The 25,970-nt window shown below is 72.0% G+C and carries 19 protein-coding genes; 15 read left to right on the forward strand and 4 right to left on the reverse strand.

The window, feature by feature from the left end; all coding sequences use genetic code 11:
- Positions 1–193 precede the first annotated feature (193 nt).
- Positions 194–3,784 carry a flagellar motor protein gene (locus tag D7W79_RS01180; RefSeq protein ID WP_120523473.1) on the forward strand — a complete coding sequence of 1,197 codons (3,591 nt, stop codon included), beginning with the start codon at positions 194–196 and terminating at the stop codon, positions 3,782–3,784.
- A 24-nt stretch (positions 3,785–3,808) separates the two neighbouring features.
- Positions 3,809–6,928, forward strand: a complete 3,120-nt coding sequence (locus D7W79_RS01185) for a hypothetical protein (RefSeq protein ID WP_147441754.1) — start codon at positions 3,809–3,811, stop codon at positions 6,926–6,928.
- Here D7W79_RS01185 and D7W79_RS01190 read toward each other — a convergent pair.
- Positions 6,912–8,285, reverse strand: coding sequence for a DUF4388 domain-containing protein (locus D7W79_RS01190; RefSeq protein WP_120523475.1), 1,374 nt, complete (start codon positions 8,283–8,285; stop codon positions 6,912–6,914). The two genes, D7W79_RS01185 and D7W79_RS01190, sit on opposite strands and share 17 nt — an antisense overlap.
- Before the next feature lie 27 nt (positions 8,286–8,312).
- On the opposite strand from D7W79_RS01190, the gene D7W79_RS01195 reads away from it, so the two are divergent.
- Both D7W79_RS01195 and D7W79_RS01200 read left to right on the forward strand, forming a co-directional pair.
- On the forward strand, positions 8,313–8,702 hold the full coding sequence (locus tag D7W79_RS01195) for a VOC family protein (protein ID WP_120523476.1): 390 nt from the start codon (positions 8,313–8,315) through the stop codon (positions 8,700–8,702).
- A 59-nt stretch (positions 8,703–8,761) separates the two neighbouring features.
- Positions 8,762–10,579 carry a cyclic di-GMP-binding domain-containing protein, MshE-related gene (locus D7W79_RS01200; protein WP_120523477.1) on the forward strand — a complete coding sequence of 606 codons (1,818 nt, stop codon included), beginning with the start codon at positions 8,762–8,764 and terminating at the stop codon, positions 10,577–10,579.
- Positions 10,580–10,598: 19 nt separating this feature from the next.
- Here the strand turns inward: D7W79_RS01200 and D7W79_RS01205 are convergent, their stop codons facing one another.
- From D7W79_RS01205 to D7W79_RS43455, 3 genes are all read right to left on the reverse strand, one after another.
- A complete protein-coding gene (locus tag D7W79_RS01205; RefSeq protein WP_120523478.1) occupies positions 10,599–11,558 on the reverse strand; it encodes an alpha/beta hydrolase in 960 nt (319 codons plus the stop codon).
- A 153-nt stretch (positions 11,559–11,711) separates the two neighbouring features.
- Positions 11,712–12,632: a serine protease gene (locus tag D7W79_RS01210; RefSeq protein ID WP_120523479.1), complete on the reverse strand. Its 921-nt coding sequence runs from the start codon at positions 12,630–12,632 to the stop codon at positions 11,712–11,714.
- A gap of 308 nt (positions 12,633–12,940) precedes the next feature.
- A complete protein-coding gene (locus D7W79_RS43455; RefSeq protein WP_158616854.1) occupies positions 12,941–13,117 on the reverse strand; it encodes a hypothetical protein in 177 nt (58 codons plus the stop codon).
- Positions 13,118–13,467: 350 nt separating this feature from the next.
- Here D7W79_RS43455 and D7W79_RS01215 point away from each other — a divergent pair, with 350 nt between their 5' ends.
- From D7W79_RS01215 to D7W79_RS01265, 11 genes are all read left to right on the forward strand, one after another.
- Positions 13,468–14,472: an isopenicillin N synthase family oxygenase gene (locus tag D7W79_RS01215; protein WP_147441755.1), complete on the forward strand. Its 1,005-nt coding sequence runs from the start codon at positions 13,468–13,470 to the stop codon at positions 14,470–14,472.
- Positions 14,465–15,196: a PIG-L deacetylase family protein gene (locus D7W79_RS01220; protein WP_120523481.1), complete on the forward strand. Its 732-nt coding sequence runs from the start codon at positions 14,465–14,467 to the stop codon at positions 15,194–15,196. The genes D7W79_RS01215 and D7W79_RS01220 overlap by 8 nt, the downstream gene beginning before the upstream one ends.
- A gap of 26 nt (positions 15,197–15,222) precedes the next feature.
- Positions 15,223–17,115: a glycosyltransferase gene (locus tag D7W79_RS01225; protein WP_120523482.1), complete on the forward strand. Its 1,893-nt coding sequence runs from the start codon at positions 15,223–15,225 to the stop codon at positions 17,113–17,115.
- Between the two features lie 38 nt (positions 17,116–17,153).
- On the forward strand, positions 17,154–18,257 hold the full coding sequence (locus tag D7W79_RS01230; RefSeq protein WP_120523483.1) for a class I SAM-dependent methyltransferase: 1,104 nt from the start codon (positions 17,154–17,156) through the stop codon (positions 18,255–18,257).
- A 171-nt stretch (positions 18,258–18,428) separates the two neighbouring features.
- Positions 18,429–19,112, forward strand: a complete 684-nt coding sequence (locus D7W79_RS01235) for a thioredoxin domain-containing protein (RefSeq protein ID WP_147441756.1) — start codon at positions 18,429–18,431, stop codon at positions 19,110–19,112.
- Positions 19,112–20,611 carry a methyl-accepting chemotaxis protein gene (locus D7W79_RS01240; RefSeq protein ID WP_120523485.1) on the forward strand — a complete coding sequence of 500 codons (1,500 nt, stop codon included), beginning with the start codon at positions 19,112–19,114 and terminating at the stop codon, positions 20,609–20,611. The genes D7W79_RS01235 and D7W79_RS01240 overlap by 1 nt, the downstream gene beginning before the upstream one ends.
- Positions 20,612–20,653: 42 nt before the next feature.
- Entirely contained in the window at positions 20,654–21,865 is a 1,212-nt protein-coding gene (locus D7W79_RS01245) for a proprotein convertase P-domain-containing protein (protein ID WP_120523501.1), read from the forward strand.
- A gap of 158 nt (positions 21,866–22,023) precedes the next feature.
- A complete protein-coding gene (locus tag D7W79_RS01250) occupies positions 22,024–23,247 on the forward strand; it encodes a type 1 periplasmic-binding domain-containing protein (protein WP_120523486.1) in 1,224 nt (407 codons plus the stop codon).
- A 131-nt stretch (positions 23,248–23,378) separates the two neighbouring features.
- Positions 23,379–24,773, forward strand: coding sequence for a hypothetical protein (locus D7W79_RS01255; RefSeq protein ID WP_147441757.1), 1,395 nt, complete (start codon positions 23,379–23,381; stop codon positions 24,771–24,773).
- Between the two features lie 41 nt (positions 24,774–24,814).
- Positions 24,815–25,384 carry a hypothetical protein gene (locus tag D7W79_RS01260; RefSeq protein WP_120523488.1) on the forward strand — a complete coding sequence of 190 codons (570 nt, stop codon included), beginning with the start codon at positions 24,815–24,817 and terminating at the stop codon, positions 25,382–25,384.
- Between the two features lie 29 nt (positions 25,385–25,413).
- Positions 25,414–25,860, forward strand: coding sequence for a hypothetical protein (locus tag D7W79_RS01265; protein WP_120523489.1), 447 nt, complete (start codon positions 25,414–25,416; stop codon positions 25,858–25,860).
- Positions 25,861–25,970: the final 110 nt, after the last annotated feature.

Genomic DNA, 25,970 nt, shown 5'->3' on the forward strand with positions numbered 1-25,970 from the left:
GGCGCATGGCGGTGTGCCCGCGACCAGGAGCGGCCGGGAGGACGCGCCTGCGTGCGGCGAGGTGCCCGTGCCCACCGGAATGTTCGTGCCCGAGACGGCGACACGCGATGCCCGGAGGGATCGTGAGGACACGTCGCGTCGTGGGAGGCGTGCGGAAGGCGCATGGCGGAGGGCTTTCGGCCACTCCGCCACAGTGGGCCTCGTGCTCGTCCTGCTCCTGCTGTCGTCCGTGGCATCCGCGCAGGCTCTGTCCTCGGACCTGCCCGCGCAGGCGTCGACCATCGCGGGGCGCGTCTGCGTGGACGTGGACGGCGATGGCCTCTGCGGCCCCGACGAGCCTGGGCTCGCGGACGTGCGGCTGGTGCTGGCCACCGGCCGCGAGGTGCGCACCGATGCCTTCGGCCGCTACCACCTCACCGGCGTGGACTCTCGCGTGCCGGACCTGACCGACGGCCCGCACCTGCGCCCCGGACGCCATGCGCTGAAGGTGGATCCGCGCAGCCTGCCGCCGTCCAGCCAGGTGGTCCCCCGGATCGCGACCGTGGAGGTGCCCTGGGGCGCCGCCGTCCTCCAGGACTTCGCCGTGCGGCCTCCGCCCACGCGCCCCTCCGCGTCCGCCGCCACCGCACCCGGCCGTCCCCCCGAGGCACACGTCGCCAACAGCGGCCTGCGCTTCGTCATCAGCGGCCAGGCCTCCCCCGGCGACCGGGTCCGGGCGGGCGACGTGGACGCGACCGTGGAGGAGTCCGGCGCGTGGCTCGCGACGGTGCCGCTCCAGCCAGGAAGAAACACCCTCGTCATCACCACCACCTCGCCGGGCGGCGCGGTGGAGTTCACCCAGCAGTCCTTCGACGTGGTGCGACGCGGTGAGCACGGCTGGCTCGTCATCCCTCGGGAGAGGAATCGCCTGGGCGCCGTGCACGGGCTCTCCGCGGACGCGCCCGTGCCCGCGGGGGACACGTTCCTGAGCCTGGAGGTGCCCCCCGGCACCCAGGTGACGTCTCCCGACGCGAGCCTCCACGCGGGCCCCGATGGTGAGGTCCGCCTGCCCGTGCGGCTCGTGCCGGGACGCAACAGCGTCCCCCTCACGCTGGCGCCCCCCTCGCAGGCCTCGAGCACCGTGACGGTGTCCGTGGAAGCGCGGGCCCAGCCCTTCGTCGTGGGCCTGCTCGACGTGGAGGCCAGCATCGCGCCGGCCGGCGGCGGCTTCCGGCTGCGGGGCCGGGGCGCCCTCCACGGCGAGGCCCAGGTCGGGCCCGTTCAGGTGGTGGGGGAGCTGGACCTGAGCGACACCGACCTGCGCCAGCTGCACGACGCACCGCTCGCGGACTGGCTGCGCCCCCGGCTGCCCGAGCGCTTCGACCGCTGGCCCGACCCCGACCTCGTGCCGGCGGAGTGGGGCGACGCTTCCGTGTCCCTCACGCCCAACCCCGCCGAAGGACGCCTGCGCCTGGAGGCCCGGCACGACGCGTATGGCCGTGCGGGCTTCGGCACCTACCGCGCGCTCTTGCAGGACCGCGAGGTGGGCCGCTACCACCGCCCCCTCTTCGGCCCCTACGCGGAGCTGCGCGACCAGCTGGGCCCTGTGAGCGTGGGCCTGGACGTGTTCGCCGGAGGGTTGGTGGATCCGACACGCGGCCTGGCCGCGACGCCCGCGCACGAGGAGCTGCAGGCCACCGGCGGCAGCCTCTACTACCTGGGGGGCGGCACCGTGGCGGAGGGCTCCGAGCTGGTGCGCGTGGAGGTGCGCGACGGCGTCACCGGCCTGCCCCTGGGCGAGCAGCACCTCATCCGCGGCCGCGACTACGACATCGACTACCTCGCGGGCCGCATCCTGCTCGCGCGCCCGCTGTCGTTCCTCGCCGGCGTGTCACTGCTGCGCACGGACGCGCTCACCGAGGCGCCGGAGCCGGTGCTCGTCGTGGACTACGCCGTGCTGCACACCGGCGATCCACGCGACTCCGTGGGCGGTGAGGCCTGGGCGCGCTGGCGCGACTCCACCGTCGGCCTGGCCGCCGTGCGCGAGCGCCGCCTGGGGGCTCCATTCCAGCTGCTGTCGGGGCGGGGCCAGACGAAGCTGGGCGGCTACTCGCTCCTCGCCGAGGCCGCCGGCAGCCGGGGCCTCGCGGTGGAGTCGGACGTGTTCGGCGTGTCGGACGACGGCGGCCTGTCCTTCCTCCGCCCGGTGGGCACGCAGGACGACCACGGCGGCGCGGTGGGCCTGCGCCTGAGCGGCCCCGGTGTCCTGGGCCCCGCGCATGGCGGCTCCGTGGACGCCGCGTGGCGCGAGCGCTCCCGGGGCTTCTCCGACGGCGCGCACGTGGACGCCGCGCGCTTCCGGCAGCTGTCCCTGCGCGTCACGCAGCCCGTGGGCCCGGTGGCGCTCACGCTCCTGGGCGACGAGCGGCGCTCCGCGGATCCGCGCCTGCCCTTCGAGGACACGCCCTTTGGCGCCCGCACGCTGGGCGCCGCCGTGGGCTACGACCGCGGCGACTGGGGCGCGCGAGTGGAGCTGCGCGACAGCTGGCTGCGCGCCACCGACCTTCCTGGCGAGGGCGACGCGCTCGAGGGAGGCCGCACGTCCCTGGGCGTGGCGGGCCACTACGCGCTGTCCTCGCGCCTCACCCTGTCCGCGGGCCACCGGCAGCGGCTGCACGAGCGCGGCGCTGGCCTGGGCCGCATGGACGACACCTTCACCTCCGCGGGCGTGGACGTGGTGCTGGACGAGGACGCCACCGTCGGGGTGAAGGGCGGCTGGGGCCCCGAGCTGGGCCCGCAGGCCTGGCTGGATGCGCGCGTGCGGCGCGGCCGGGAGACGTACTACGGCGGCTACTCCGTGGACGTGGACGGGCCGGACTTCGGCGCGGGCCGCGCCGTGACGGGCGCGCGCACGGAGGTGGGGGATGGCACCACCGTGTTCGTGGAGGACGTGAGCGCGCACGACGCCATGGCGGTGCGGCGGGCCCGCGCGGTGGGCTTCCAGTGGGCGGCGGGCCAGAGCGGCTTCAGCGCGGGCGCCCGCTACGAGCGCGGCGTGCGCCAACCGCTGCCGCTGGACATCGCCAGCGACCTCACGCGCGACGTGGCCAGCGTGTCCGCGCAGTGGCTGCGCGAGCGCTTCCGGGCGGACGTGCGCGCGGAGTTGCGCCACGAGGAGGGCACCCCCGCGCGCGGCGCCTCCGGCCCGGTGGACCGCACCCAGGTGGTGCTGGCGCTGGCCGCCGAGGCGCAGCTGCTGAAGGACGTGACGGCCTCCGGACGGCTGGACTTCGCGCACACCGCGGGCCGGGAGGGGCTGGAGGCCCGGTTCGCGGAAGGGTTCGCGGCGCTCGTCTGGCGGCCCGGCCCCTGGCTGGTGGTGGCGCGCTACGGCCTCACGCGCGAGCTGTCCCCCGGCGCCCGCTTCGCCTTCGGGGACCGGGTGCTCCAGACGGTGTCGCTGATGCCAGCGGTGCGGCTGGGGGAGCGGCTCTCCGTGGCGTCGGGCCTGCACGTCGGACGCTCCAGCCTGGGCGAGTCCTCGCGCTGGGTGTGGACGGGCACGCTGCGGCCCGCGGTGCGGGTGCTGGGCGGACTGGAGGTCGCGGTGGAGGCCGCCCGGCGCACGTCCGCGGCGGATGGCCAGGGCCTGAGCGCGCTGCGGCCGGAAGTGGCCTACCGGCTGGACGAGCGCCTTCGGGTGGCCCTGGGGTACACCGTCCTGGGCTTCAGCGGCTTGGGTCTGGAGGCCAAACCGGAGGATGCTCCGGACCGCCTCTATCTCCGGGCGGAAGTGGCCTGGTAGTCGCCGGGCAGAGGGACGTCGAACGTGCGAGTCTGGCGGATCATCCTGGGACTGGGGTTGTGCGCGGGCGTGGCTCGCGCGGAGTGGACCAACGTCCAGACCCAGACGGGCATCCCGAAGGCCGTGACCGTCTTCCGGCCCGGCTTCTTCGCCGTGGCGACCGACACGCAGCTGTACGTGTCGCGCGACGGCGGCGTGACGACCCTGAACGAGGGCATGGCGGGCAGCTTCCTGCGCGCCCCCGACTGCGTGGTGGGCATTCGCACGGATGGCACGCTCCGGAGCGTGGGCGGCTGTTCCCCGGCGGATGACGGCAAGCACCTGTTCCCCAACGACGGCAACGAGGTCGAGGTGCGCGCCGTGCACGTCACCGCGGACGGAGGCGTGGGCTACGCCGTCGCCGCCGAGCTGCCCCTGACGACCCCGCAGTTCCGCTCCTCGCTCGTCCCGAGGGATGGCGGCACGGCCGAGTGGGGAGTCCTGGCGCCTCCACAGCCGGGGCAGACCGCGCAGCCGCAGCTCGCGGTGCTGCCGCCGCAGGCGGATGGCCTGCCGCAGGCGCTGTTCTCCGTGTCCTCGGCCAAGGCCAACTTCGTCTGGTACCGGGGCACGAGCGCGGTGTCCTACACCGCGGTGGGCAGCCCCTCGCTGAACCCGGCGCGCAGCGTGGCGCTCCTGCCAGGTGCGACGCCGGACAAGCCGCTCGCGTTCTTCGGCAACGACATGGCCCTGTTTCGAGGCACCCTGGGCGGCTCCGCCACTCCGTTCGAGCCCATCCCGCTGGCGCCCGGCGCGGTGGACGCGCTCGCGTTCGACGTGGCGAGCGGCTCCAGCGCGGGGACGGGCTTCGGCCTGCTGCTCCTCAAGCAATCGGACGGCAAGGTGACGGCGTTCAGCGCGGAGCCGGTGACGCCGCCCGCCTTGCCCGGCACGCTCTGGCGGCAGAACACGGACCTGCCCCTGGGCATCACCCAGTCCGCGCTGCAGCTGGCCTGCGCGGACGCGTCCTACTGCGTCGCCATCCTCAACGGGTACGCGCAGAACGTCCTCATCTACGAGAACGCGAACGCGCCCAACGTGAGTGAGCTGCCGGCCAGCCTCCGCGTGGACGAGGGCACGACGCAGGACGTGCAGCTCAAGCTGCGCGACGGTGACGGGGACGCCGTGCGGCTCTCGGCCACGGTGCGCGCGCCGGGCAGCCCGCTCACCGTCGTCCAGGAGCCGCTCGACTCGCGCGAGGACAGCGGGCTCAAGCTGAAGCTCACCGCGCCCCCGGGCATCTGCGCGAGCCAGACGTCCTTCCTGGACGTGGTGGCCTCCGACGGACTGCGCGCGCACGACACGCCGAAGGCCATCGCGCTGGAGCTGCGCCACACCGTCGCGCCCGGCGCGCCCCAGGGGGCCACGCTGTCGGTGGACAGCGGCGCCTTCTTCATGGGCGGGCCCCCGGGCACGCTCACCCCCACGCGGGGCGCCACCGGCTGCGAGCCCGTCAAGTACGCCTGGACGACGCCCGCCCGGGCGCCGGTGCTCACCGTGGACGCCGTGGGGGTGGCCACGCTCACGCCGCCCTCCACCCGGGCGGACCGCTGCAAGGAGGGCATCACCGCCTACAACTACGAGGTGCGCGCGTACGACAGCGAGCTGGGTTCCCTGCCGACGACGGTCCCCGTGCAGCTCCACCCGTGGGGACCGCCCGACGCGCCGTTCACCAGTGGCACGCGCGAGGTCTACTCCGGCGCGGCCCTGAGCCCCCAGGCGACCCACCTGTGCGCGGCGCCTCCGGGCACGCCGCCGACGCCGGGACTGCCTCCGGTGTCGACGTTCTGGTCGGTGCTGGAGAACCCCTCGGGCGTGTCGGTGTTGGCCCTGCTGGGGAACAACCGGCGCCCGGTGGGCTCGGAGCCCCTGGAGGGCAACTCCGTGCTGCTCGCGTCTGCGACGTGCGTGGACACGCTCCAGCTGAAGCTGCGCGCCTTCAACCGCATCACCGTGGACGGCTACGCCCTCGACGGCCCCCCGTCCGACGTGGACGTCGCGGTGAAGCCTCGGTGGGTGCCGGTGGATCTGGTGAGGACGGAGGTGGCGTTGGAGCCGCCGGAGGAGCGCAAGGTGCGCGGCCGCGTGACGACGAACCCGCCGGTCAACTGCACGGGCATGCGCGCCCTCTCCACGGTGGTGACGCTGGAGGACCCGTCCGACCCGAGCCGCGTGTTCGACACGAAGACGTACCCGTGGGCCGCGGGCACCTTCGAGCTGGACCTGCCCCCCACCTGCGGCGGCGCCAGCTACACCGTGCGCGCGCGCGTGCAGGAGGCGGTGGCGTCGGGCTCCGTCACGACGCCGGATGCGCTCACGCCCTTCTCGAGGGAAGCGCGCGACGTGGAGCTGGGCGAGCTGGACGGCGAGCTCATCGCCACCTGCGGCGAGGGCGCCCGGGGCACGCTGCACCAGACGATTCCGGAGGGGGCCTGCTCGGCGGTGGACCTGACGTGGGCGCATTCCGGGGGCCCGGAGCTGGCGCCGTTCGTCTCCCAGGGGGACTCGGTGGCGCTGGCCACGGTGGACACGCAGCTGGAGACCCTGGTGGGCGAGCACGTCATCCTGGACGTGACGGCCACGGGCGAGGGCGCCAGCGGGGCGGTGCGGCAGCACGCGGCGCGCATCGGCGCCCGGCCCTTCGTGACGGTGGAGCGGCGCACGGAGACGACGGGCCTGGGCAGCGACTCCGGCCAGCTCGGCGTCACGGTGACGCTGCGCAACGACACCGCCTGCGGCGTGAGCGCCATCCGCTACGCGGAGACCGTCACCGGCGCGCAGGTGCTGCCCCAGTCGGTGACGCTGAACGGCCGGCCGGTGACGCCGGTGAACGTGACGGAGCAGCACTTCGAGGTGGAGCCGGTGCCGCTGCCCGCGGGCGCCACCGCGACGCTCACGTACGTGGTGCGCCCGGTGCTGTTGACCTCGCCGACGTACTCGGGGACCGCGACGCTGCGCGACGTCGTCGTGTCGCGGGCGGAGCCGCCGCCTGCCTCCACGTCGGGCTGCGGATGCTCCGGTGGGGGCTCGGGCGTGACGGCCTTCGGGCTGGGCGCGCTGGCGTGGGCCGCGCGGCGCCGGCGGGGCGTCAGAGCCCGAAGCTGATGCGCTGGCGGCGGTTGGGCGTCTGCTGCCGCTCCTCCAGCACGCCGGACAGCTCCAGGCCGCGAAGGGTGGCCAGGGCCTCGCGCTCCGACAGGTCGGTGAGGGCCAGCAGGTCCTCCACCGTCTTCGTGCCGTCCGCGAACGCGAGCAGCATCGCCTGCGGCCCGTCCAGCTTCAGCTCGTGCAGGCCGTAGGGCGGATCCGCCGCGGGGAACAGGCGGCGTCCGGGCGCCATGCGCTGGCGCAGCGCCACCAGCGTCTCCGTGCGCGCGACGCCCTCCAGGATGAGGTCGCCGGGGAACAGCGACAGCGGCACCAGGTCCGCGCGCTGCGGCCGCATGGGGCTGAAGCCGTAGCCGCCCTCCGTCCACGCGAAGGTGGACCAGAGGATGTCCTTCACCTGCTCCTCCAGCAGCTGGCGGCGCTGCTTGGGGCTCAAGAGGCCGCGCTTGAGCAGGGCGTCGCCCGTGCGCAGCGAGTGCTCGCGCGCGTAGCCTGCGGCCTCCGCGAGCTGGGCTTCGGTGAGCGCGCCCTTGCGCAGGCAGAAGCGGCCGAAGCGCTCCGGGGCCAGGTTGGAGGCGGCGTACACGACGCGGCCGGCCTCGAAGTAGACGACCTTGAGCACCGTGCCCTGGCGCAGCTTCAGCTCGCCGTGGTGGCGGGCCTCGTAATAGGCGTTGAGCAGGCGCGGCACGGACGTGTGCGCCAGGTCTCCGCCAAGCGACCACTCCGGCAGCTGGCGGCGCTGGCGCGCGGGGGCGGGCACGGCCTCCGTCCACACGGCGCCGCGCTGGGCGAAGGGCAGGGGCAGGGCCTCCGACACGCCGGGGGCCTCTTCCGGGAGCGCCGGTTCGGACGGCTCGGACGGCCCGGCCGGCCCGGCCGCGGCGTCGACGGACTCGAGCGCGGGCTCGTCTTGCGAGGGCGTCTCCTGGACCAGTTCCTCCAGGACGAGCAGGTCCACCTCGTCGAGCAGCTCCCCGTGCGTCACGGGCGGCACGCCTGCGGCCTCCTCCAGCGCGTTGAGCACGGCGTCCAGTTCGAAGGGCTTCTCGAAGAAGGCGCACGCACCGTGGACCTTGATGGCTTCCTGGGCGAAGCGGTCGCCCTTGTAGACGCCGCTGACGGCGATGGCGGGGATGGCGTGGGCACGCAGCGCGCCCAGCACCTCGCTGCCGCGGATGTCCGGCAGGAGCAGGTCCACCAGCGCGGCGTCGAAGCGGGAGTGGGGGCCCAGGGCCTCCAGCGCGGACTCGCCGGTGAAGACGGTGAGCGCCTCATGGCCCCGGGTCTGCGCGACCGTGGCGATGAGGGAGGCGAGTTCCTGGTTGTCCTCCACGATGAGCAGTCGCGCCATGGGCGGCCAGACCCTACCATCAACCCCATGAAGGACGTTCAGGGCTTCCACCACGTGGCGATTCAAGCGAAGGACGTGGAGCGCGTGACCGCGTTCTATCGCGACCTGCTGGGCTTTCCGGAACTCAAACGCCACCTGCGTGAGGACGGCACCCTGCGGAGCGTCTGGGTAGGCGTCCCAGGGGGCGCCTTCCTGGCCATCGAGGCGGTGGACGGGATGCCGGAGGTGGGGCCCTTCCGCCATCCGGCGCCGGGGCTGCTGATGTTGGTGTTCCGGATTCCCCGCGAGGCGCGAGGTGGGGTGGTGGAGACCTTGGCCCGCGCGGGGGTGCCGCTGGAGCACGAGACGCGCTGGACGCTCTACGTGCGGGACCCGGAGGGCAACCGGGTGGGGCTGAGCCACCATCCGGACGACTAGGGGTGCGTGCCCGGCCGGGTGCTTGCGGAGGGTGACGGGGCATGGCTACAAGCGGGCCCATGCGCCTGGGTGAACTGCTCGTGAAGGACGGCCTGGTGTCGGCGGCGGCGGTGGAGGAGGCGCTGGAGTCGCAGGTGGTCCACGGCGGCCGGCTGGGGACGAACCTGGTGGAGCTGGGGCTCCTCACCGAGCAGGACCTGGCGAAGGCGCTGGGCAAGCTGCACAACTGCGCCTACGCGTCCGGGGAGATGGTGCCCGACCCGAAGGCCGTGGCGCTGGTGCACCCGAACGAAGCGGACGACAAGGAGTTCCTGCCGATGCGGGCGGACGCGACGCGGCTGAGCGTCGCGGTGGTGAACCCGCACGACTTCCCGACGTTGGACGCCATCGCGTTCAAGACGGGCAAGCGCGTGGTGCCGGTGGTCATCCCCGAGTTCCGGATGAACCAGCTGCTGCGGCGGCACGCGAAGGCGTTCCGGCAGCTGCGGGCCATCGACATGGAAGCGGTCCGGCCGAGGCCCGCGAAGGGCGCGCCGGCGGAGCTGGCGAAGGCGGCGGAGCGGCCGCCGGACCTGATGAGCGAGGAGGAGTTCCAGTCCGTCTACGCGCAGGCGCTGCGCGGCGGTTCGGATGCGGAAGCGGACGTGCTGGAAGGGGAGATCATCATCACCGGCGAGGAGGTGATGGAGGCGCCCGTGGCCGCGCCGCCCCAGGGCCGACCCGCGGTTCCAGCGCAGTCGCGTCCCGGAGCGCCCGTGCCGCCCGCGGCCCAGAGGCCCGGAGCGCCGCGAGTGGACATCCCCGCGCACATGGCCCCGTCCGTGCCGGTACCCGGAGTGCCCGCGCAGGCGGCCCGCGCAGCGAGCACCGTGGGGCAGGGCGCAGGGGCGCAGGGAGTGCCCGCGCACGTCGCGGGGCAGCGTGGTGCGCAAGGAGTCCCCGCGCACGTCGCGGCGCAGCCCGGAGCACATGGCGTCCCCGCCCAGTCCACGGCGCAGGGAGTGCCTGCCCATCTCGCGGCCCAGGCTGGTGCGCAGGGCGTGCCTGCGCATCTGGCGGCCCAGGCTGGAGCTCAGGGCGTGCCTGCGCATCTCGCGCAAGGAGTGCCCGCGCACCTCGCTGGCCAACCCGGTACACAGGGCGTGCCTCCGTATCAGGCGGGCCAAGGCGCGGGAGCGCAGGGCGCCGCGGCGCAGGCGCGTGGCGGTGCTGGTGTGCCCGCGCACGTCGCGGCCCAGGCGGGTGCCGGTGTGCCCGCGCACGTCGCGGCCCAGGCGGGTGCCGGTGTGCCCGCGCAGGTGGCGGCTCAAGCCGGCGCGACGGGTGCGATGCCCCCGGGTGCTGTCGTGAGCCCGCCCGTGGCCGCGAAGCCGGCGGTTCCTCCTCCGACGCCGCTCACGTTCCCGGAGGCCCAGGCGGAGCTGGCGCGCAGCTCGGACCGCGAGGACGTGGCCCGCACGGTGCTCCGCTTCGCGATGGGCAAGTGGCGCCGGTGCCTGCTGCTGTCCGTGCAGGGCAACCTCGTCACGGGCTGGCACGGCATGGGGCAGGGCGTGAACGACGAAGGGGTCCGCCGCATCGGCGTGCCGCTGCGCGACCAGAGCACCTTCCGCCTCGTGCGCGACCTGCGCTCCCACTACGTCGGTCCGGTGAAGCGCGACGCGGCGATGGGCATGTTCTACCGGCTGCTCGGCGGAGGCTTCCCCACGACCGCGGTCATCCTGCCGCTGCTGGTGCGCGGCAAGGTGGTGCACCTGCTCTACGTGGACAACGGCGCGGAGCAGTTCACCCCGCCGGACGTGGGCGAACTGCTCATCCTCTCCCAGGGCGTGGGCCGTTCGTACGAAGCGATGATGCGGCGGCGCAAGAGCGCGTAGCTCTGTCCCGCGCGAAGGCTCACCCGTTGCCCGTGGACCGTTCCGGGTCGCGAGCCAGCACGGGCATGGCATCGGGACGGTCCCACAGGACGAAGTGGCTGCACCCGTCCAGCTCCACCACGTTGAGCCCCGGCTTCGCGCGCACGGCGCTCTCCCGCATGGAGGCGGACTCCAGCACCCGGTCCTTCCCCGGGACGAGCACCGTGCCGCGCCGCACGTTGCCGAACACGGACGCATCGCGCGACTGACTCCAGGCGTCGATGTCCCGCAGGTTGGCCATCATCGTCGCCACCCGCTTCGGGTTGAACGGGAACGCCATGATCAGCTCGCGCTTGCGAGCATTCTCCAGCGGCCCCCACGCGCCCCGGTTGTGCCGCGCGATCGGCGCCATGCGCCACAACGGGATGAGGAACGGCAGCAGCCAGAGCTGCGACGGCGTCAGGCTCCGGTAGGGACGGGCCTGCGGGAGCACGGGCGCCTCCAGCACCACCTCCACCCGCTCGAACAGGTCCGGACGCAGCTTCGCGGCCTCCAGGACGACGGCGCCTCCACGCGAATGTCCATGGACGCGGATGACGTCCGTCCGGGGCAGGTGCTCCAGGGCCTGCACCAGCACCGCGGCGTCATGGGAGATGGTGCCCTCCGGTTCGGCAGGCACCTTCGCCCAGGGAGCGGGTTGCTCGCGAGGGTCGGTGATGGGCAGGTGGTAGTCGCAGCTCGTCAGCAGGATGAGCTGGAGGTCGGGCTCGCGGTAGTGGTGCGTGAAGTAGCGCATGTCGGCCACGAAGCCGTGCATGACGATGACCGTGGCGCGGGGCCGCTCGCAGCGCCGTTCAGCGATGACGGCCTTGCCCACCCGGTAGACGTGTCCGTCGAAGGGCTCGCTCGCACGGGGCGTGCCCACCCGGTGCATCAACCACCAGCGCGCGATGGGCACGAGCACGGCGGCGCCAGCAAGGACTCCAAGAGCGACGAACATGCATTCACCGGGGGCGGAGGGGGACAGGCGCCTTGCGGCGGACGGCCCGTGACACGGTGGCCATCATAAAGGCCAGGTCAGCCTCCCGCCGCCACTGGGATGAGAAGGTGAGGCCCCCGTTGGGGCTCCCCTTGAGGTGGAAGGCCCTGCGCCCTACCTGACGGTGCTGAGGTTTTGAATCTGCGTGTTGATCCACGGGATGTAATTGGAGACCCGCGTGTAGATGCCGGGCAGCCCTGCCCGCGCACAGCCCACCCCGAAGCTCACGATGCCCTGGAGTACGTAGCCTTGGGAGCCTTTGACGACGAGCGGCCCGCCGCTGTCGCCCTGGCATGCGTCCTTGCCCCCCTGCGGATACCTGGCCCCGAGCATGGCACTCTCGTCGATGACGATTCCTTGTGACCTGTAGCCGTTGGCGACGTCCTGATGCCGCAGGACGGGGACTCCCACCTGCAGCAATAGGCTGGACGTGTCGTAGCCCTCCTCCTGTGTCAGGCCCCAGCCCGCGACCGTCGCCATCGTGTTTTCAGCGACGCGTTCCCCGGGGGCTGGGAGGCAAACAGGGACGCGCGTGTTGCCGCCCGCGAGCTGAGGGGCCAGGTTGGGGCGCATGCCCGAGGACTGGCCGCAAGCCCCGGCGACGCTCGTGTCGAACTTGATGGGCTTGTCGAGCTTGAGGACGGCGATGTCGTTCATCGTCGTGTCCGGGTTGTACTGAGGGTAGTGGACGGCCTTCGTCACCTGGGCGCTCACTTGCGTGGACGTGGGGTGTTTCAGGTCATGCGCCCCGACGACCGCCGTGACGTTGGTGGGACCGTCATAGACGCAATGGGCAGCGGTGAGGACGATGTCGCTCTCCTCCTTGTTGCCCACTCGCACCAGACTGCCCCCGCAGAAATGGCTGCCGTACTGCTGCAGACTGACAATCCAAGGGAACGAGTTCGGCCGGGCTTCGATGCCTCCCACGATCTCCTGGTCCGTGTGACCCACTGGCTCGAAGGAGGCCTGATCGGCCTCCGAACCCCCGCACCCAAGAAGACCGACCGCGACGACGACTCCGCTCATGAAGCGCATGCATCCTCCAGGTTCAAGTGCGGAGCGAGACAGCAATCGACATGCCGCGGTCATGCGCCTGGGCTGTTGGGACGAGACGCGCGACGGCACGTCGTCTTCGTCGCCGTGTGACATGTCAGCGGAGGCGCATGACGCGTCAGCCGTCTGGGAAGGCGCGTCGAGCGGGTGACAAGGAGCAGCGGGGCTCAGCGCTCCAAGGGCGGAAACGCGTCGCGTGTGCGGGCCTCGGGCGTCCCGGGCACCACCAGCCTCCGGGCCTTCTGGAACAGCGGCACGGGCGGCTCCTCCGCCGCGTACACGCCCCAGTACTACTCGCCGGGGGCCAGTCCAGGCAGCACCACCTGCTGCGGGCTTCCCTCGCGCACGAGCACCGGCTGTGGCAGGAGCGCCAGGGCCTCGCCGTCCCGCGAGACGGGGTGGCGCGCACAGGCGCAGGTGCCAGCCATCAGGGCGGCGATGAGCAGACGTCTCAAATGCGGAGGCATGACAGGAATTGGAGCGCGAGCGCGGGTGCCCCCGTCAAGGCACCGGCCTCTATGTCTCAATCGCTGTTCCCACCCGCACAGCCCGGCGAAAACAGCGCTCCCGGAGGTGCTTTCCAGACCCACCTGCCCAGGTCGTTCTCCTGAGTGAAAAGTGGATGTTCCCGGGTGGACGGATGGCCTCCGTCCGTGACTCCCGGCGCCCGGGGGCGTGAGCGACGGAGCGTGCGTGCCGGGTGACCTGGGAGGTGGCTGGGTTTGAGAGGAATTGGATCCGGAGACGGGTCCGGGCGGATCCACGCATGTCAGACGCCACCCGTAACCTGCGACACGTTCCAGCCTGAATCCCACCCATGACGACCCGACATCCCATGCCCGCCACCGCGCCCCGGACACCGGCCCCGTCCCTGCCTCCCAGACCCTTCACCTCCGCGCGGGATGGCCTCGTGCGCAGACAGCCCCAGCGCTTCACGGACATCCGGCCGCTCAAGCTGGAGGACTTCGTGTCCGGGACGCCGCGCCAACGGGAGTCCTTCGCGCGGCGGCTGATTACCCACCTGTCGGAGCGCGGCTTCTTCTACCTGGAGCGTCCCACCGCCTTCCTGGAGCGGCACGCCCTGGCGGGTCTGTTCGAGCGCTATGAGGCGACCTTCCAGCACGCCCTGCTGGCGCACCCGTACCTGCACGCGCTCCTGCCCGCGGCCACGGTGTTCCAGACGGGCTACAACGCCACCTGGTACCCGGAGTCGCCGGTGGTGAGGCAACCCATCGAGGCGTTCATGGCCAAGCCCGCGACGTGGACGGGCTTCCGCCGCCGCCAGGTGCCGGAGCCGGTGCGGGAGCTGCTGGAGGCCTCGGAGGACGCGTACGACGCCTGCCACGCCGTGGGCATCGTGCTGCTGGAGGCGCTGGAGCTGGGCTACGGCCTGCGTGCCGGCGGGCTCACGCGGCTGTTCCGCCGCCGCACGGAAGGGGCGGTGCGGTTCGTGAAGTACCACGCGCCCAGCACGGCGCGGCGCCGGCGGGAGGTGGTGGCGCACGCGTCGGAGCCGCACTCGGACAAGAGCTTCTTCACCTTCAACCTGGGGGAGTCGCGGCCGGGGCTGGTGTGGCTGGACGGGAACACGCCGCGCCTGATGCCCAACGACACGGGGCACTGGCTCATCACCTCCGGCCGCTTCTCCGAAGGGCTGACGCGCGAACTGGACGCGCCGGTGCGGGCGTTCCGGCACACGGTGCACAACGACGGGGAGCGCGTGGTCATCCTGGGCTTCGTGACGCCCGAGGGCGACCTGCACGACCTGCCACTGGACGCGTGGCCCGCGCCGCCGCTCGCCGCGGGAGGCGTCCGTGGCTGAGCGCGCGCGCAACCGCAGGGACGAGGGGCCGGCACACGTCTTCTTCTCCCCGCATCCGGACGACGTGGCCCTGGGCGCGTACGCAAGCCTGCTGGGCGTGCCCCGGGGCATCGTGCCCACGCTCGTCACGGTCTTCTCTCAGAGTTGCTGGGAGTTCGTGCTGCCGGTGGATCCGTCGAGGGCCATGGCGGTGACGTCGCTGCGGATGGGCGAGGACCGGCGGTTCGCCCGGGCGCACGGCGCGGACCTGGTGCACCTGGGCTTCCGGGACACCAGCCTGCGCTCGCCGCCCGGGGGACCCGCGGAGACGGAGGAGGCACGGGCGGCGCTGGCCTCGCGCGTGCTGCTGGCGCTGGACGAGGTGCTGGCGAGCGTGTCCGAGGACGCCATCTGCTACGTGCCGCTGGGCATCTCCAGCCACGTGGACCACCTGCTGGTGCGTGACGCGGTGCGGGCGCTGCGCGGCGAGCGGGGCGTCGTCTACTACGAGGACCTGCCGTACTCCGCGCACCACCCGGAGGACGAGATTGTCGACTACGCGTGGGCGCTCGGGCTGTCGCCCCGGTGCGTGGACATGACTGCGGTGTGGCCCGCGAAGCTGCGCGGGCTGTCCTTCTACGCCAGCCAGATAGAGCCCCAGACGCTGCCCGCGGTGGAGGCGCACGCGCGCAGGCTGGGCGCGGGCCGGGGGATGTGCGAGCGCGTCTGGACGGTGGCGCCATGAGCGCGAGGGAGCCGTGGGCGCCCGGGATGGACGATGACCTCCTGGTGCACCTCTCCTACGAGGCCACGCGCACGCTGGGCGGGATGGGCGTGGTGCTGGAGCACCTGCTGTCCGCGCCCGAGTACCGGCAGGCCTTCCCGCGCACGCTGCTGGTGAGCCCCACGGTGCGGCCGTGCGGGCTGGGGAGCTACGCGCCGGAGGAGTCGCTGGCGCGCGACCTGGAGGCGCACGGCGAGGTGTTCTACAGCGGCCTGCGCCCGGACAACCCGGAGCGGTGGACGCGCGTCTTCCGGCCGGTGGAGGAGAAGCACGACGTGTCGTTCGTCTACGGGCGGCGCGACGCTCCGGGCGGTCCGGTGGAGGTGCTGCTCGTGGACCTCACCGACGTGCTCCGGGGCTACCGGGTGCGGATGGGCACGCTGCCCCGGTTCCTTGCGCGGCTGCACACGCTGCTGGGGGTGGACCTCCCGTTCGACTGCCGGGGCGGGCGTCCGGCGGCGTGGCGCGGGCTGTCGCGCGTGTGGCGCAAGCGCTTCGGCACGCGGCTGGGCGCGGCGCCCTGGGTGAACCGCCTGTTCCGCAAGGCGGTGCGGCACGGCCTGCTGGACGCGCCTGCGCTGGACCATGACGCGATGCTGGCCATCGTCCTCGCGGAGCCCGTCTTCGACGCGCTGGAGCGGCTGCGGCCGAAGGATGGGGCGGGGACGGTCATCCTGGCGCAGGAGCACCTGTCGCTGCCGCTCGCGTACAAGGCGCTGCTCGACGGGCGCGACTGGTGCCGCACCGTGTACTACGCGGGCGAGGTGCGCACGCCCCGCGTGCTCGTGGAGTACGGCGAGGCAGGGCAGGGCGCGTCCGACGCGCGCTTCTACAACATCCAGCGCCTGGGGCTGGAAGAGGGGCGGACGCTGGACCAGGTGTACCCCGTCGGCGCCTGGCCCAACTTCCAAATCCTGCGCAACGGCCACCTGTGCGACCGCGTGGGCGCGGTGAGCGCCTCCGTGGCGGACGAGCTGCGCTTCCTGGACGCGCGCTACGGGCTCCACCCGGTGACGGTGGTGCCCCACGGCCACCGGCCCATCGAGACGGGCTGGGACGCCAAGGAGGCGTCGCGGGCGCGGGTGCTGGCCCATGCGCGCAAGCAGTGGGGAAAGGGCTTCCGCCTGCTGCTCGCGCACATCGCACGGGACGAGGTCTGCAAGGGGCTCTGGCGCGACGTGGACGTGTGCGAGCACCTGGCCACGCTGCTGCCGCCGGAGCGCAAGCCCGCGCTGCTGGTGATGGTGACGGAGTGGAACGAAGCGGAGCCGTCCGACAACCTGCGCGCCCTGAAGGCCCGGGTGGACGCGTTCAACGCGAAGGACACGGGCCTGCACATCGCGCTGGTGAACCAGCCCACGTGGCCCGCTGGACTGGACTTCACGCGGGAGGACCTGCACCGCGCCACGGACGTGTCCCTGGGGCAGTCGCTGTATGAGTCCTACGGGCTGGCGCAGCTGGAGGCCCTGGGCTGCGGCGCCATCTGCGTCATCTCCGGCGTGAGCGGCGCCAGGCGTGCCCTGCGCGAGGTCTGCATGCGGCAGGGCCTGTCGGAGGCCGCGCACCCGAACCTCGTGGTCTCCGACGCGGCGGCGGACGCCCGGGAGGCGGGCCTGGCGCACACGGTGGAGGCCTGGAAGGCGCTGCCCGCGGGCGTGCTGCGGGAGCAGGAGCTGCGCACGGCGGAGCGCGTGGCGGAGGAGGTGGTGCGCCGCCTCCCGCGCGACGCGCACGAAGGCCGCCTCTTGCTGGCGACAGGCTGGGCGCTGTCGGAGCGGCTGCGCTGGGAGCCGCTCATCCGCGAGCGGCTGCTCCCGCTGCTCCGCTTCCCGAAGCAGGAAGCGGAGGCCGTGTCGGACTGGAGCGCGGCCCACGGCTGAGGCCGTCACGCAATCACTTTCAAACAGGAGTGCGGCACATGGCTGAGAACAACAAGTCCCCGGCGCTCATCGTCGTGGCCCACCCGGAGGACGTCGTCCGCCTGTTCAGCACGGTGGCGCCGGGGGCGGACCTGGCGGTGGTGACGGAGGACGGAGGCGCGGGCCGGGAGCTGGAGGCCGTGGGCCGGGCCCTGGGCGCGCGGAGCACGCACCTGCTGCTGTCGCCCTCGGAGGTGGGGCCGTGGTGCCGCGAGCAGCGCTCCCGGGGCGACGTCCGCGTCTTCACCCACAGCCCGCAGGAGGACGCCCCCCTGCACCGCGAGGTGGCGCTCCTCGTCAGCCGCGTCTTCGACCGGCTGTGGGTGCCCGCCACGGGCGCCCGGCCCACGGCCTGGACGGTGCTGGACGACGCGGCCTTCCAGCGCAAGCTGGGCCTGCTCAACACGCTCTATCGGGAGCGTCCGGACGGGGCCAGCTCGGGCGCGTGCACGGACCCCGTGCGCGACGGGCCCGGCATCGAGGCCTTCACAGAAGCGCGGGCCGGAGACGTCGTGCGCGCCCTGTCCCTCACGAAGCCGGAGATCTTCTCCGAGCTCGCGGACCCCTGGGGCTTCGCCCGCTCCACCTACGAGGTCGAGCGCTTCGCCCTCACCGCGAAGGTGCTCGGGACGCTGCGCCACGCCGTCCCGCCCCGGCGCGTGGTGGACGTGGGCGCCTGCGAGGGAATGATGACCGAGCACCTGCTGTCGCTCTTCCCCGACGCGAACGTCCAGGCCGTGGAGTCCGAGCCCCGCTTCGTCACGCGCCTGCGCGAGCGGCTGGGAGGCCATGCGCGCGTGCGCATCGTGGAGGCCAGCGCGGAGGACGTGGCGCTGGAGGCGGACCTGGTGCTGCTCGCGGAGGTGCTCTACTACCTCTCCGAGGACGCCAGCCGCGACCTCCTGGACCGGCTGCGCGCGTCCCACCTGCTCACGTCCTATGGCGGAGGCTTCGGCGACCAGTTGCACGCCGCGCTCGCCGGGCGGGGCTGGAAGTGCGTCCAGTCCGCGACACTTCCAGGCCGCATCGAGCCCGTGGACGGCGCCTCCAGCCCGCTGCTCGTGCGCCGTGCAGGCACCGAAATCCGGCTTTGGGAGCGGTGATAACAAGGATTCAGGGGCGGACGGCCGGGCTCGCCCGCAGGGCGTGCGCTCCTCTCTCCGGGAAGCGCCCGTCGCCCTGGTTCAATCGTTTTACATGTTTAAGGATTGTATAGCCTTGCCTGCTTGAATATGCGTTGCGAATGACACGGGAACTCTTCAGCATGACCGTGCATGGCCGCCCCGGTTGTATCGCATGGCCCCGTGGATGCCCCGGCCCGGGAATCCCTTGAAGCGGGACTGAAACACAGTGCGCTGCCGCGCCGGGCCCTGCCGTGGTTGGTGGGCGGGTGGCTCGTGGCGAGCGTGCTGGGGATGGGGCTCGTGTGGTCCCACGCGAGCGCCGCGGGGCTCGCGGCCACGCCGCCGTCCCGGTTGCCGGAGCGGTTCGCGCGAGCGCCAGGAGCGTGGACGCTGCTCGTCTTCCTCCATCCCCAGTGCCCGTGTTCCCGCGCGACGCTCGCGGAGCTGGCGAAGCTCCTGGACCGCGAAGGCGCGCGGCTCGCCACGCACGTGTTCGTCTGGGCCCCACGCCAGGCGCCGCCGGGCTTCGAGCGCTCGGAGCTGTGGACGCGCGCCGTGGGCCTGCCAGGGGTGGAGGTCGTGGCGGACGTGGACGGCCAGGTGGCGCGTGAGCTGGGAGCGCGCACTTCGGGTCAGGTGGTCCTCTACTCGCCGGACGGCGTGGATCGCTTCAGCGGGGGCATCACCCCCGCGCGGGGCCACGAAGGTGACAGCGCGGGGGCAGGCGCCATTCGCGACCTCCTTCGCGCGGAAGACCCCCGCGTCGCCACCGCGCCTGTTTTCGGCTGTGCCCTCCAGACGGCCTCCACGGCGTCCTCCGGTGAGACCCCGTGATGAGAATCCAGCTGTCCGAAGCAGCCGTGTCCGCGCGCTCGCAACAGCTGTTCGCCACGCAGCGTCTGGCATTGGGCCGGCGGACGGACCGGACCTTCGTGTTCCTGATGGCGTTGCAGTGGCTGGGGGGAATCGTGGCGGCGGTGTACCTGTCACCACGGGCCTGGGAGGGATTGCGGAGCACAGTCCACTTCCACGTGGGAGCCGCGGTGGGGCTGGGGCTGCTCTTTGGCGGGCTGCCGGTGGTGCTCGCGCTCACGCGGCCCGGGCGTGAGTCCACGCGGCACGTCATCGCGGTGGGGCAGGCGTTGATGTCCGCGCTGCTCATCCACCTGATGGGCGGACGCATCGAGACGCACTTCCACATCTTCGGCTCGCTGGCGCTGCTCTCCATCTACCGGGACTGGAAGGTGCTGCTCACCTTCAGCGGCGTGGTGGCGGTGGACCACTTCCTTCGCGGCATGTTCTGGCCGGAGTCCATCTTCGGCATGCACGCCCAGGAGTCCTGGCGGTGGATGGAGCACACGGCGTGGGTGGTGTTCGAGGACATCTTCCTCATCGCCTCCTGCGTGCAGGGCGAGCGCGACCTGCGGGCGGCGGCGGAGCGCGAGGCGCAGCTGGAGCTGTCCCGGAGCGCGGTGGAGGAGCAGGTCGTCCGGCCGCTGATGGGGTCCACGGACGCGCTGCGCGACTCCGTGCGGACCCTGACGGAGTCCACCGGCGAGCAGCGCCAGGAACTCTCACGGCAGGCCCGGGCGCTGGATGAGACGCGGGTGACGGCGGAGCAGATCCGCCAGACGTCGCTCGTCGCCTCCGCGCAGGCCGCGCGAGTGCTGGAGGCCACGCAGGAGGCCGGGGACGTGGGCGCGGCGGTGGAGGAGGCCATCACCCGCAGCGTGGAGGGGCTGGCGGACCTGCGCGCGCAGACGACCGACCTCTCCGAGCGCATCCAGGGGCTCGCGGCCTACACGGAACGCATCGCGGGCATCACCCGGACGGTGCAGGACCTGGCGGACCAGTCCAACGTGCTGGCCATCAACGCGGCCATCGAGGCGGCGAGGGCAGGGGACGTGGGCCGGGGCTTCGCGGTGGTGGCGCGGGAGATTCGCGGCCTCGCGTCCCAGTCCGTGGCGGCCACGCAGCAGGTGCGCGCGGTGCTGGACGACACGCGCTCGCGCATCCAGGGGGTGGTGGACCTCACCCGCCAGGGCGGCGAACGGATGGGCCGGGGCATCGAGACCATCCGCGCCTCCGGTGAACGGCTGGGCATGCTGTCCGGGCTGGTGAAGGGCAACGCGGACGCCGTCCGCCAGATCTCGGCGTCGGTGAGCCAGCAGTCCGCGGGCGTGTCGCAGATCTTCACCGCCGTGTCGGACCTGACGGCGCTGATGCAGGCCTCGGTGGCCCGGGTGGAGGCAACCCACACGGCGGCGGACCGCCTCAAGCAGGTCACCGACCAGGTCCACGGTGTCATCGCGCTGTATCAAGACAGGACCTGAACGGTCGCCGACACACGGCCCGTCATGGAGTACATGGAGGCCATGAACTCCAGACTCCGTCGTCTTCTGTCGTTTTCCTCGGTTCCCCTCCTCCTGAGCTGCGGCGCTGCCGCGGTGTCGGACACGCCGGCCGCCGCGCTGGCGGTGCAGACGCAGGAGCTCGCGTCGGGCACGCCCGCGGGCAACGGGGTGGTGCTGTTCCTCAATGACTGGACCACCACCTTCTCCGTGCTGGACACGCAGGTGCCGCTCAACTCGCAGGCGGCGCAGAGCATCATCACCTGGCGCAACGGGCCGGACGGCATCGCGCACACGGCGGATGACCGGCGCTTCGTCTCCATCGAGCAGGTGGATGACCTCCTGTACGTGGGGCCGGCGGCGCTGACGGCGCTGGAGACGTACGCCCGGGGCACGGGCCGGGTGGAGCTGCCGGTGGACGGCTGGGTGGGCACGTTCCACGGCGTGTCGTTCAACGTCGCGGAGGCGCGTCGGGTGCTGGCGGTGGTGAACACGCAGTCCGCGGCGGCGTTGCAGGCCACGTACAACGTGCCCGCGGCGGCGGCGAACGCGATGGTGGCCTCGCGGCCGTTCTACGACATCCTGAAGCTGGGCCGGCTGCCGGCCGTGGATGCGACGGCGCTCCAGAACCTGAAGACGGCCACCCAGCAGGGCGCGGCAGGCGACCCGTGCACGGGTGCGGCGACGTGCGGCTCCGGGCTCGAGTGCGAGGGCATCCCGTACGACAGCTCCAGCCCCTACGGCCGCTGTGTGACGGCGGCGCCCACCCCGGGGGACGGCGCGTCGTGCTCGCGCTTCGTGCCGTGTCAGGACGGGCTGGCGTGCCACGGCCTGGACTCGGGCGCGGTGGAGGGCTGGTGCCGGCCGGCGTGGATGTCGGGCGAGTTCACGGCGTACGCGGACCTGACGCTGCAGGGGAACACGACGCCCCAGACGTCGACGCAGCCGGTGGTGGGGCTGGCGACGGTGCCGGAGGACATCACGGTGGAGCTGGACCTGGCGCACAACAACCCGTCCAGGCTGGTGCTGACGCTGGAGGACCCGGGCGGCGAGACGGCGCTCCTGTGGGACGGTCCCAACGAGGGCACGCCGCCCAAGCGCATCCCGGTGACGCGTGGCATCCCGCGCGACGGCTCCGTCAACGGCCTGTGGAAGCTGCACGTCGTGAACCCGTCGGGCATGGGCAACGGCAAGCTGCGTGAGTGGAAGCTGAAGCTGACCAGCCGCTGGGACTGACGGCCCCTGGCAGGGCAGGGCGCCTCGGGAGAAATCAGGCCGCGGCGCCCGGCTTGTCAACAAATGATACAATCCGTGGGGCATTCATCGCTGAGGCGATGACGAACTGCCCGCAGGGGCGCGGAAGCCTGTCGTGGGGGGCTCCAAGGAAGGATCAGATGGCGACCGCTCAAGATTTCAGGAATGTCCTGAGGGACCTGCGGACGGCGACCCGGGACCTCCCGGCGGAGACGGGCGGCTTCCTGGGGTTCGGGAAGAGCAAGATCTACAACCGCGCCACCGCCAGGATGCTTGGCAACCAACTCGTCGCCATCTGCCGGCAGTGCATTGATGCCCTCGAGGACGTCAACGTCACCCTGTTCAAGTTCCGCACGAAGGCCGAGGAGATCGACGCCCTGCTGAACATCCAGATGGTCACGGCCAACAAGCAGCAGATCCAGGACCTGAAGGACACGGCCCTCCAGCTGAAACAATATTGCCTTCAGACCCCCTCCATCGACAGGCTCGACATCACCTCCACCCTGGCGCAATGGGACGGGGTCAAGGCCATCGACCTGGTCTTGGAGGAGCTCGCGAAGAATCCCGATAACCTCTCCGAGGACGAAGTGGCGGGGCGGGCCCAGTTGATCATCAACAACGCGGGCAACGCCGCCGACCCCCTGGATACGGGCTGGAACCCGAGCAAGCGCGCGAACATCCAGAACCCCCTGGACCGCGTGCCGGAAGCGAGCCGGGACATCGTCGGGCTTGGAAAGACCACGGTCGCAACGGATCCAGGTTCGCTGGGCGTCTGCCATGGCACGGCGGCGGGCATGCTCAACATCCTGGGACGCAAGCACCGCACCTACCAGGCGGGAGGCAAGGGAAGGGTGCTGCGAAAGGAGGCCCGGGACCTCGCCCTGCGGCTGCTGAAGGACAAGAGCAAGCTCTACCTCATCTGGTTCAAATGCACCGCGCAGATGGATGGGCATTCCTTCATGCTGTGCATGAATCACTCGGGCAGCGTGACGCGCGCGGAGTCGTGGGCGAACCCCTCCGGGAACGGCTTGTTCGTGAGCCTTCAGGAGGACAAGAAGCAGCGATCAGAGGACACGCTGTCTGGGGTGGCAGCGGCCAACGCGGTCCGGAAGATCTTCTCCGCCGACCCGGACGAGCGCACGCAAGGGTACGAGACGCTCGCGCAAGCCTACTCGGATTGCGTGCGGTACGAGCTGCGCATGCACGACGAGCATGCCCCGAACCACGAGTGTGATGACGACTGCCGTGCGGACGACGCCGAAATCTCAATCGTCGTCACGGCCAGACAGCTCACCACCCCCAAGACCGTGAAGAACCGCCTCGAAGTCCTTGCCAGCGTGTACGACGCCGTCGAACCCCTGTGACCCTGGCCATGCACTCCATCCTTCGTCGTTGTGGGTCCGCCGCGGTCCTGTCGCTGGCGGGGGTGTCGATGCTCGCTGGCTGTGAGCCGGACGCTCCTGGACCCGCCGCGCTCCCTCGGGAGCGCCTCGCCTTGGCGGCGGCTCCGCTGGCCCTCGGGACTGGCGGGGACACGTCCTGTGTCTGGGGAAGCCCGGACTGCAACCTGTGCGTCCCCGACGTGCCGCTCCGCTTCCAGGAGCTGCGGGACCATGGCGAGGTGCTGGGCTTCCATCCCGGTCCATTCAATCTCAACGTGGCCTATCCGGGCGCCAATCACTGGCAGGGCATCCAACGTCTGGCGATGGGCTCGGGCCGCTACCTCGTCGTGTCCAAGCGGGATGACGCACCCGGGGGCAACGTGGGGCACCTGGTGCACATGGCCACCCGCAATGGGGAGGGGCGGCGCTTCCGCTCCAACCGGCTGAGCCCCTCCATCCAGGAGCCCGAGGACACCCAGCCGCCGGGCGCGGACGTCGCGGTGGCGGCGCTGCCGGTGCTCGACGGCTACCGTCACGGCGGCGGAATGCAGGCGTTGGGCAACATCCTGGCGCTGCCCATGGAAGAGGGGCCGGGCCCGGGGCGCATCGCCTTGTATGACTACAACGCGTCCCTCATGCCGGGCCCGTTCGCCTATGTCCACGGCCTCACGGCGAACGCAGGCACGGCCTCATTCACGAAGCTGTCGGACGGGCACTCCCTGCTCCTGCTCGGGCACTTCGATGCGAAGGCGCTGGAGGTCTTCCGCTCCACGGAAACCGACATCCGCTCCGCGGCCAACCAGTGGCAGCGCGTGGACCTGTGGGAGGCGTCGGAGCTGCCGCAAGGGGAGTGGGGCGCCTTCCAGGGCCTCAACCTCGTGACGGACTGCAATGACTCACAGCTCTACCTGGTGGGCACGCGGCTGGGCGGTCTGCGCTGGGGCGCGGTGAGCGACGACTACGCCCACCTGTACCGGGTGCACCTCGATGGCCACATGCGCCTGGAGCACGTCGCCTCCAAGCACCTGTACTGCAGCAACGATGGCTCACGGCAGTGCAACCTGGACGCGGCCGCTGGCGTCTTCGTGGGCCCCGACCGGGGCCTCATCCTCTACGCCACCGAGCACGCGGATGACGGCCCCGCCTCGACGGTGAAGCTGGTGGAGTTCCGCGGCATCTGGGCGGACGCGGCCTGCCGCACGGACCTCCGGCGCGCCTACGTCGACTTCTACGACGACTCCGACTTCAGCGACCGGGGCGTCATCCTCGACTACGAGGACCAGGGCCTGAAGAACTGGGCGCGCTTCGACGACGTCGACGCATTCAACGACAAGGCCTCCGCGGTCCGCTGGTGCATTCCCCCGGGCCAGCGGGTGCGGCTGTACGGCGACTCGAACTACAAGGGCAGCTACAAGGACCTCGTGGGCGACGGCCTGCTCCACGAGGTCAACCTGAACAGCTGGAGCTTCGGCGACAAGGTGTCCTCCGCGCGCTGGATGGCCTTCTGACAGGGGTATGCTGCTCACCCACCGCAAAGCCGAGGTGAGCCATGCATCCCATCGCAGGAGTCGTCTGGTACGCCATCGGGCGCTTCTATGAAGCGCTTGATGGCAAGGTGCAGGACGTGGGCTATTTCGCGCACCTGGGGGACCTGGAGGGGCCGCTCTTCAACGGTCCACCAGGCGAGGCCCACGCCTTCTTCACCTTCCGCGCGGAGCCCTTCACGCCCCAGCACCTGAGCAACGGGGACCTCACGGTGTCGCTGGATCCGGTGGGCCGCTTCACCCTGTATTTCAACCCGGAGCCTTGCGGAGACTTCTCCGCGCCGGAGAGCTTCTCGGTGGGCCAACCCATCGCGACGCTCCAGCGCCTCTCCACGGTGGTCGGGACCGCGGTGGGCCCGCTCTCCAGCAACCTCTTCTCCGCGGTGCTGTGTTCCAGCGAGGACTTCCACTTCCGGGGCCGGACGTGGAACCTGGGGCGCAGCCTGCCCCGGGGCATCACCCAGCTGGGCACGGGCAGCACCGCCCCGCTGCAGCCGCCGCCCGCGGGCTACCGGAGCGTCACGGCCTTCGTCGGCTCGGCGATGGCGCTGGGGGGCGAGGTGCGCGCGCCATGAGCCGCCGTCCAGAGGTGTCCTCCAATCCCATGCGAATCCCGCTCACGCTGTCCGCCCGCCCCGCGCTGCTCCTCTCGCTGCTGCTGGGCGCGTGTGCAGGCGGTCCACCGCAAAGGAGCTCCGTGAACCCGAACGATCCATCCCTCCGCCGGGGCGAGGCGCTGGTGCGCCATGGCGCGGGCAGCGATGCGCTCTCGCCGGTCGCTCCGGCTCCCGCGGTCCAGGACCTCGGCGCCCAGGCGGGTTTCGGCCGGGCCTGGACGTCGAGCTCCGTCCGGGCGTCGGTCTACCTGTTCAACAATTACCAGGAAGCGCGTGTGGCGGAGGACTGGCTGAAGGCACACGTGCCTGAAGGCCTTCGGGGCGCCGGAACGGTCAATGGAGACCTGCTCGTGTGGGCGACCGCCGATGCGACGGACGAGGCCGGCCGGGCCATTCTCGAGAATCTGATCGGCTCCTTCGCGGGCGAGGAGTGAACCCGCGAGTCCATGGGCAGAGCCGGGGCGGAAGGCAGCCCATTCCCGAACGATGAACAAGGCGTGAGGGTTCCGTGAACCAGCGCGAGCGAGGCCCGCGTACGATGCTC

The sequence above is a fragment of the Corallococcus exercitus genome (assembly GCF_003611585.1).
In the GTDB taxonomy this organism is placed as follows: domain Bacteria; phylum Myxococcota; class Myxococcia; order Myxococcales; family Myxococcaceae; genus Corallococcus; species Corallococcus exercitus.

Bases quoted from the DNA above. Each gene is read 5' to 3' on its own strand.
- D7W79_RS01225 (WP_120523482.1), top strand. From the start codon at position 15,223: ATGGACGATGACCTCCTGGTGCACCTCTCCTACGAGGCCACGCGCACG.
- D7W79_RS01245 (WP_120523501.1), top strand. From the start codon at position 20,654: ATGAACTCCAGACTCCGTCGTCTTCTGTCGTTTTCCTCGGTTCCCCTC.
- D7W79_RS01195 (WP_120523476.1), top strand. From the start codon at position 8,313: ATGAAGGACGTTCAGGGCTTCCACCACGTGGCGATTCAAGCGAAGGAC.
- D7W79_RS01205 (WP_120523478.1), bottom strand. From the start codon at position 11,558: ATGTTCGTCGCTCTTGGAGTCCTTGCTGGCGCCGCCGTGCTCGTGCCC.
- D7W79_RS01265 (WP_120523489.1), top strand. From the start codon at position 25,414: ATGCGAATCCCGCTCACGCTGTCCGCCCGCCCCGCGCTGCTCCTCTCG.
- D7W79_RS01230 (WP_120523483.1), top strand. From the start codon at position 17,154: ATGGCTGAGAACAACAAGTCCCCGGCGCTCATCGTCGTGGCCCACCCG.
- D7W79_RS01260 (WP_120523488.1), top strand. From the start codon at position 24,815: ATGCATCCCATCGCAGGAGTCGTCTGGTACGCCATCGGGCGCTTCTAT.
- D7W79_RS01240 (WP_120523485.1), top strand. From the start codon at position 19,112: ATGAGAATCCAGCTGTCCGAAGCAGCCGTGTCCGCGCGCTCGCAACAG.
- D7W79_RS01210 (WP_120523479.1), bottom strand. From the start codon at position 12,632: ATGCGCTTCATGAGCGGAGTCGTCGTCGCGGTCGGTCTTCTTGGGTGC.
- D7W79_RS01215 (WP_147441755.1), top strand. From the start codon at position 13,468: ATGACGACCCGACATCCCATGCCCGCCACCGCGCCCCGGACACCGGCC.
- D7W79_RS01190 (WP_120523475.1), bottom strand. From the start codon at position 8,285: ATGGCGCGACTGCTCATCGTGGAGGACAACCAGGAACTCGCCTCCCTC.
- D7W79_RS43455 (WP_158616854.1), bottom strand. From the start codon at position 13,117: ATGCCTCCGCATTTGAGACGTCTGCTCATCGCCGCCCTGATGGCTGGC.
- D7W79_RS01250 (WP_120523486.1), top strand. From the start codon at position 22,024: ATGGCGACCGCTCAAGATTTCAGGAATGTCCTGAGGGACCTGCGGACG.
- D7W79_RS01200 (WP_120523477.1), top strand. From the start codon at position 8,762: ATGCGCCTGGGTGAACTGCTCGTGAAGGACGGCCTGGTGTCGGCGGCG.
- D7W79_RS01235 (WP_147441756.1), top strand. From the start codon at position 18,429: ATGGCCGCCCCGGTTGTATCGCATGGCCCCGTGGATGCCCCGGCCCGG.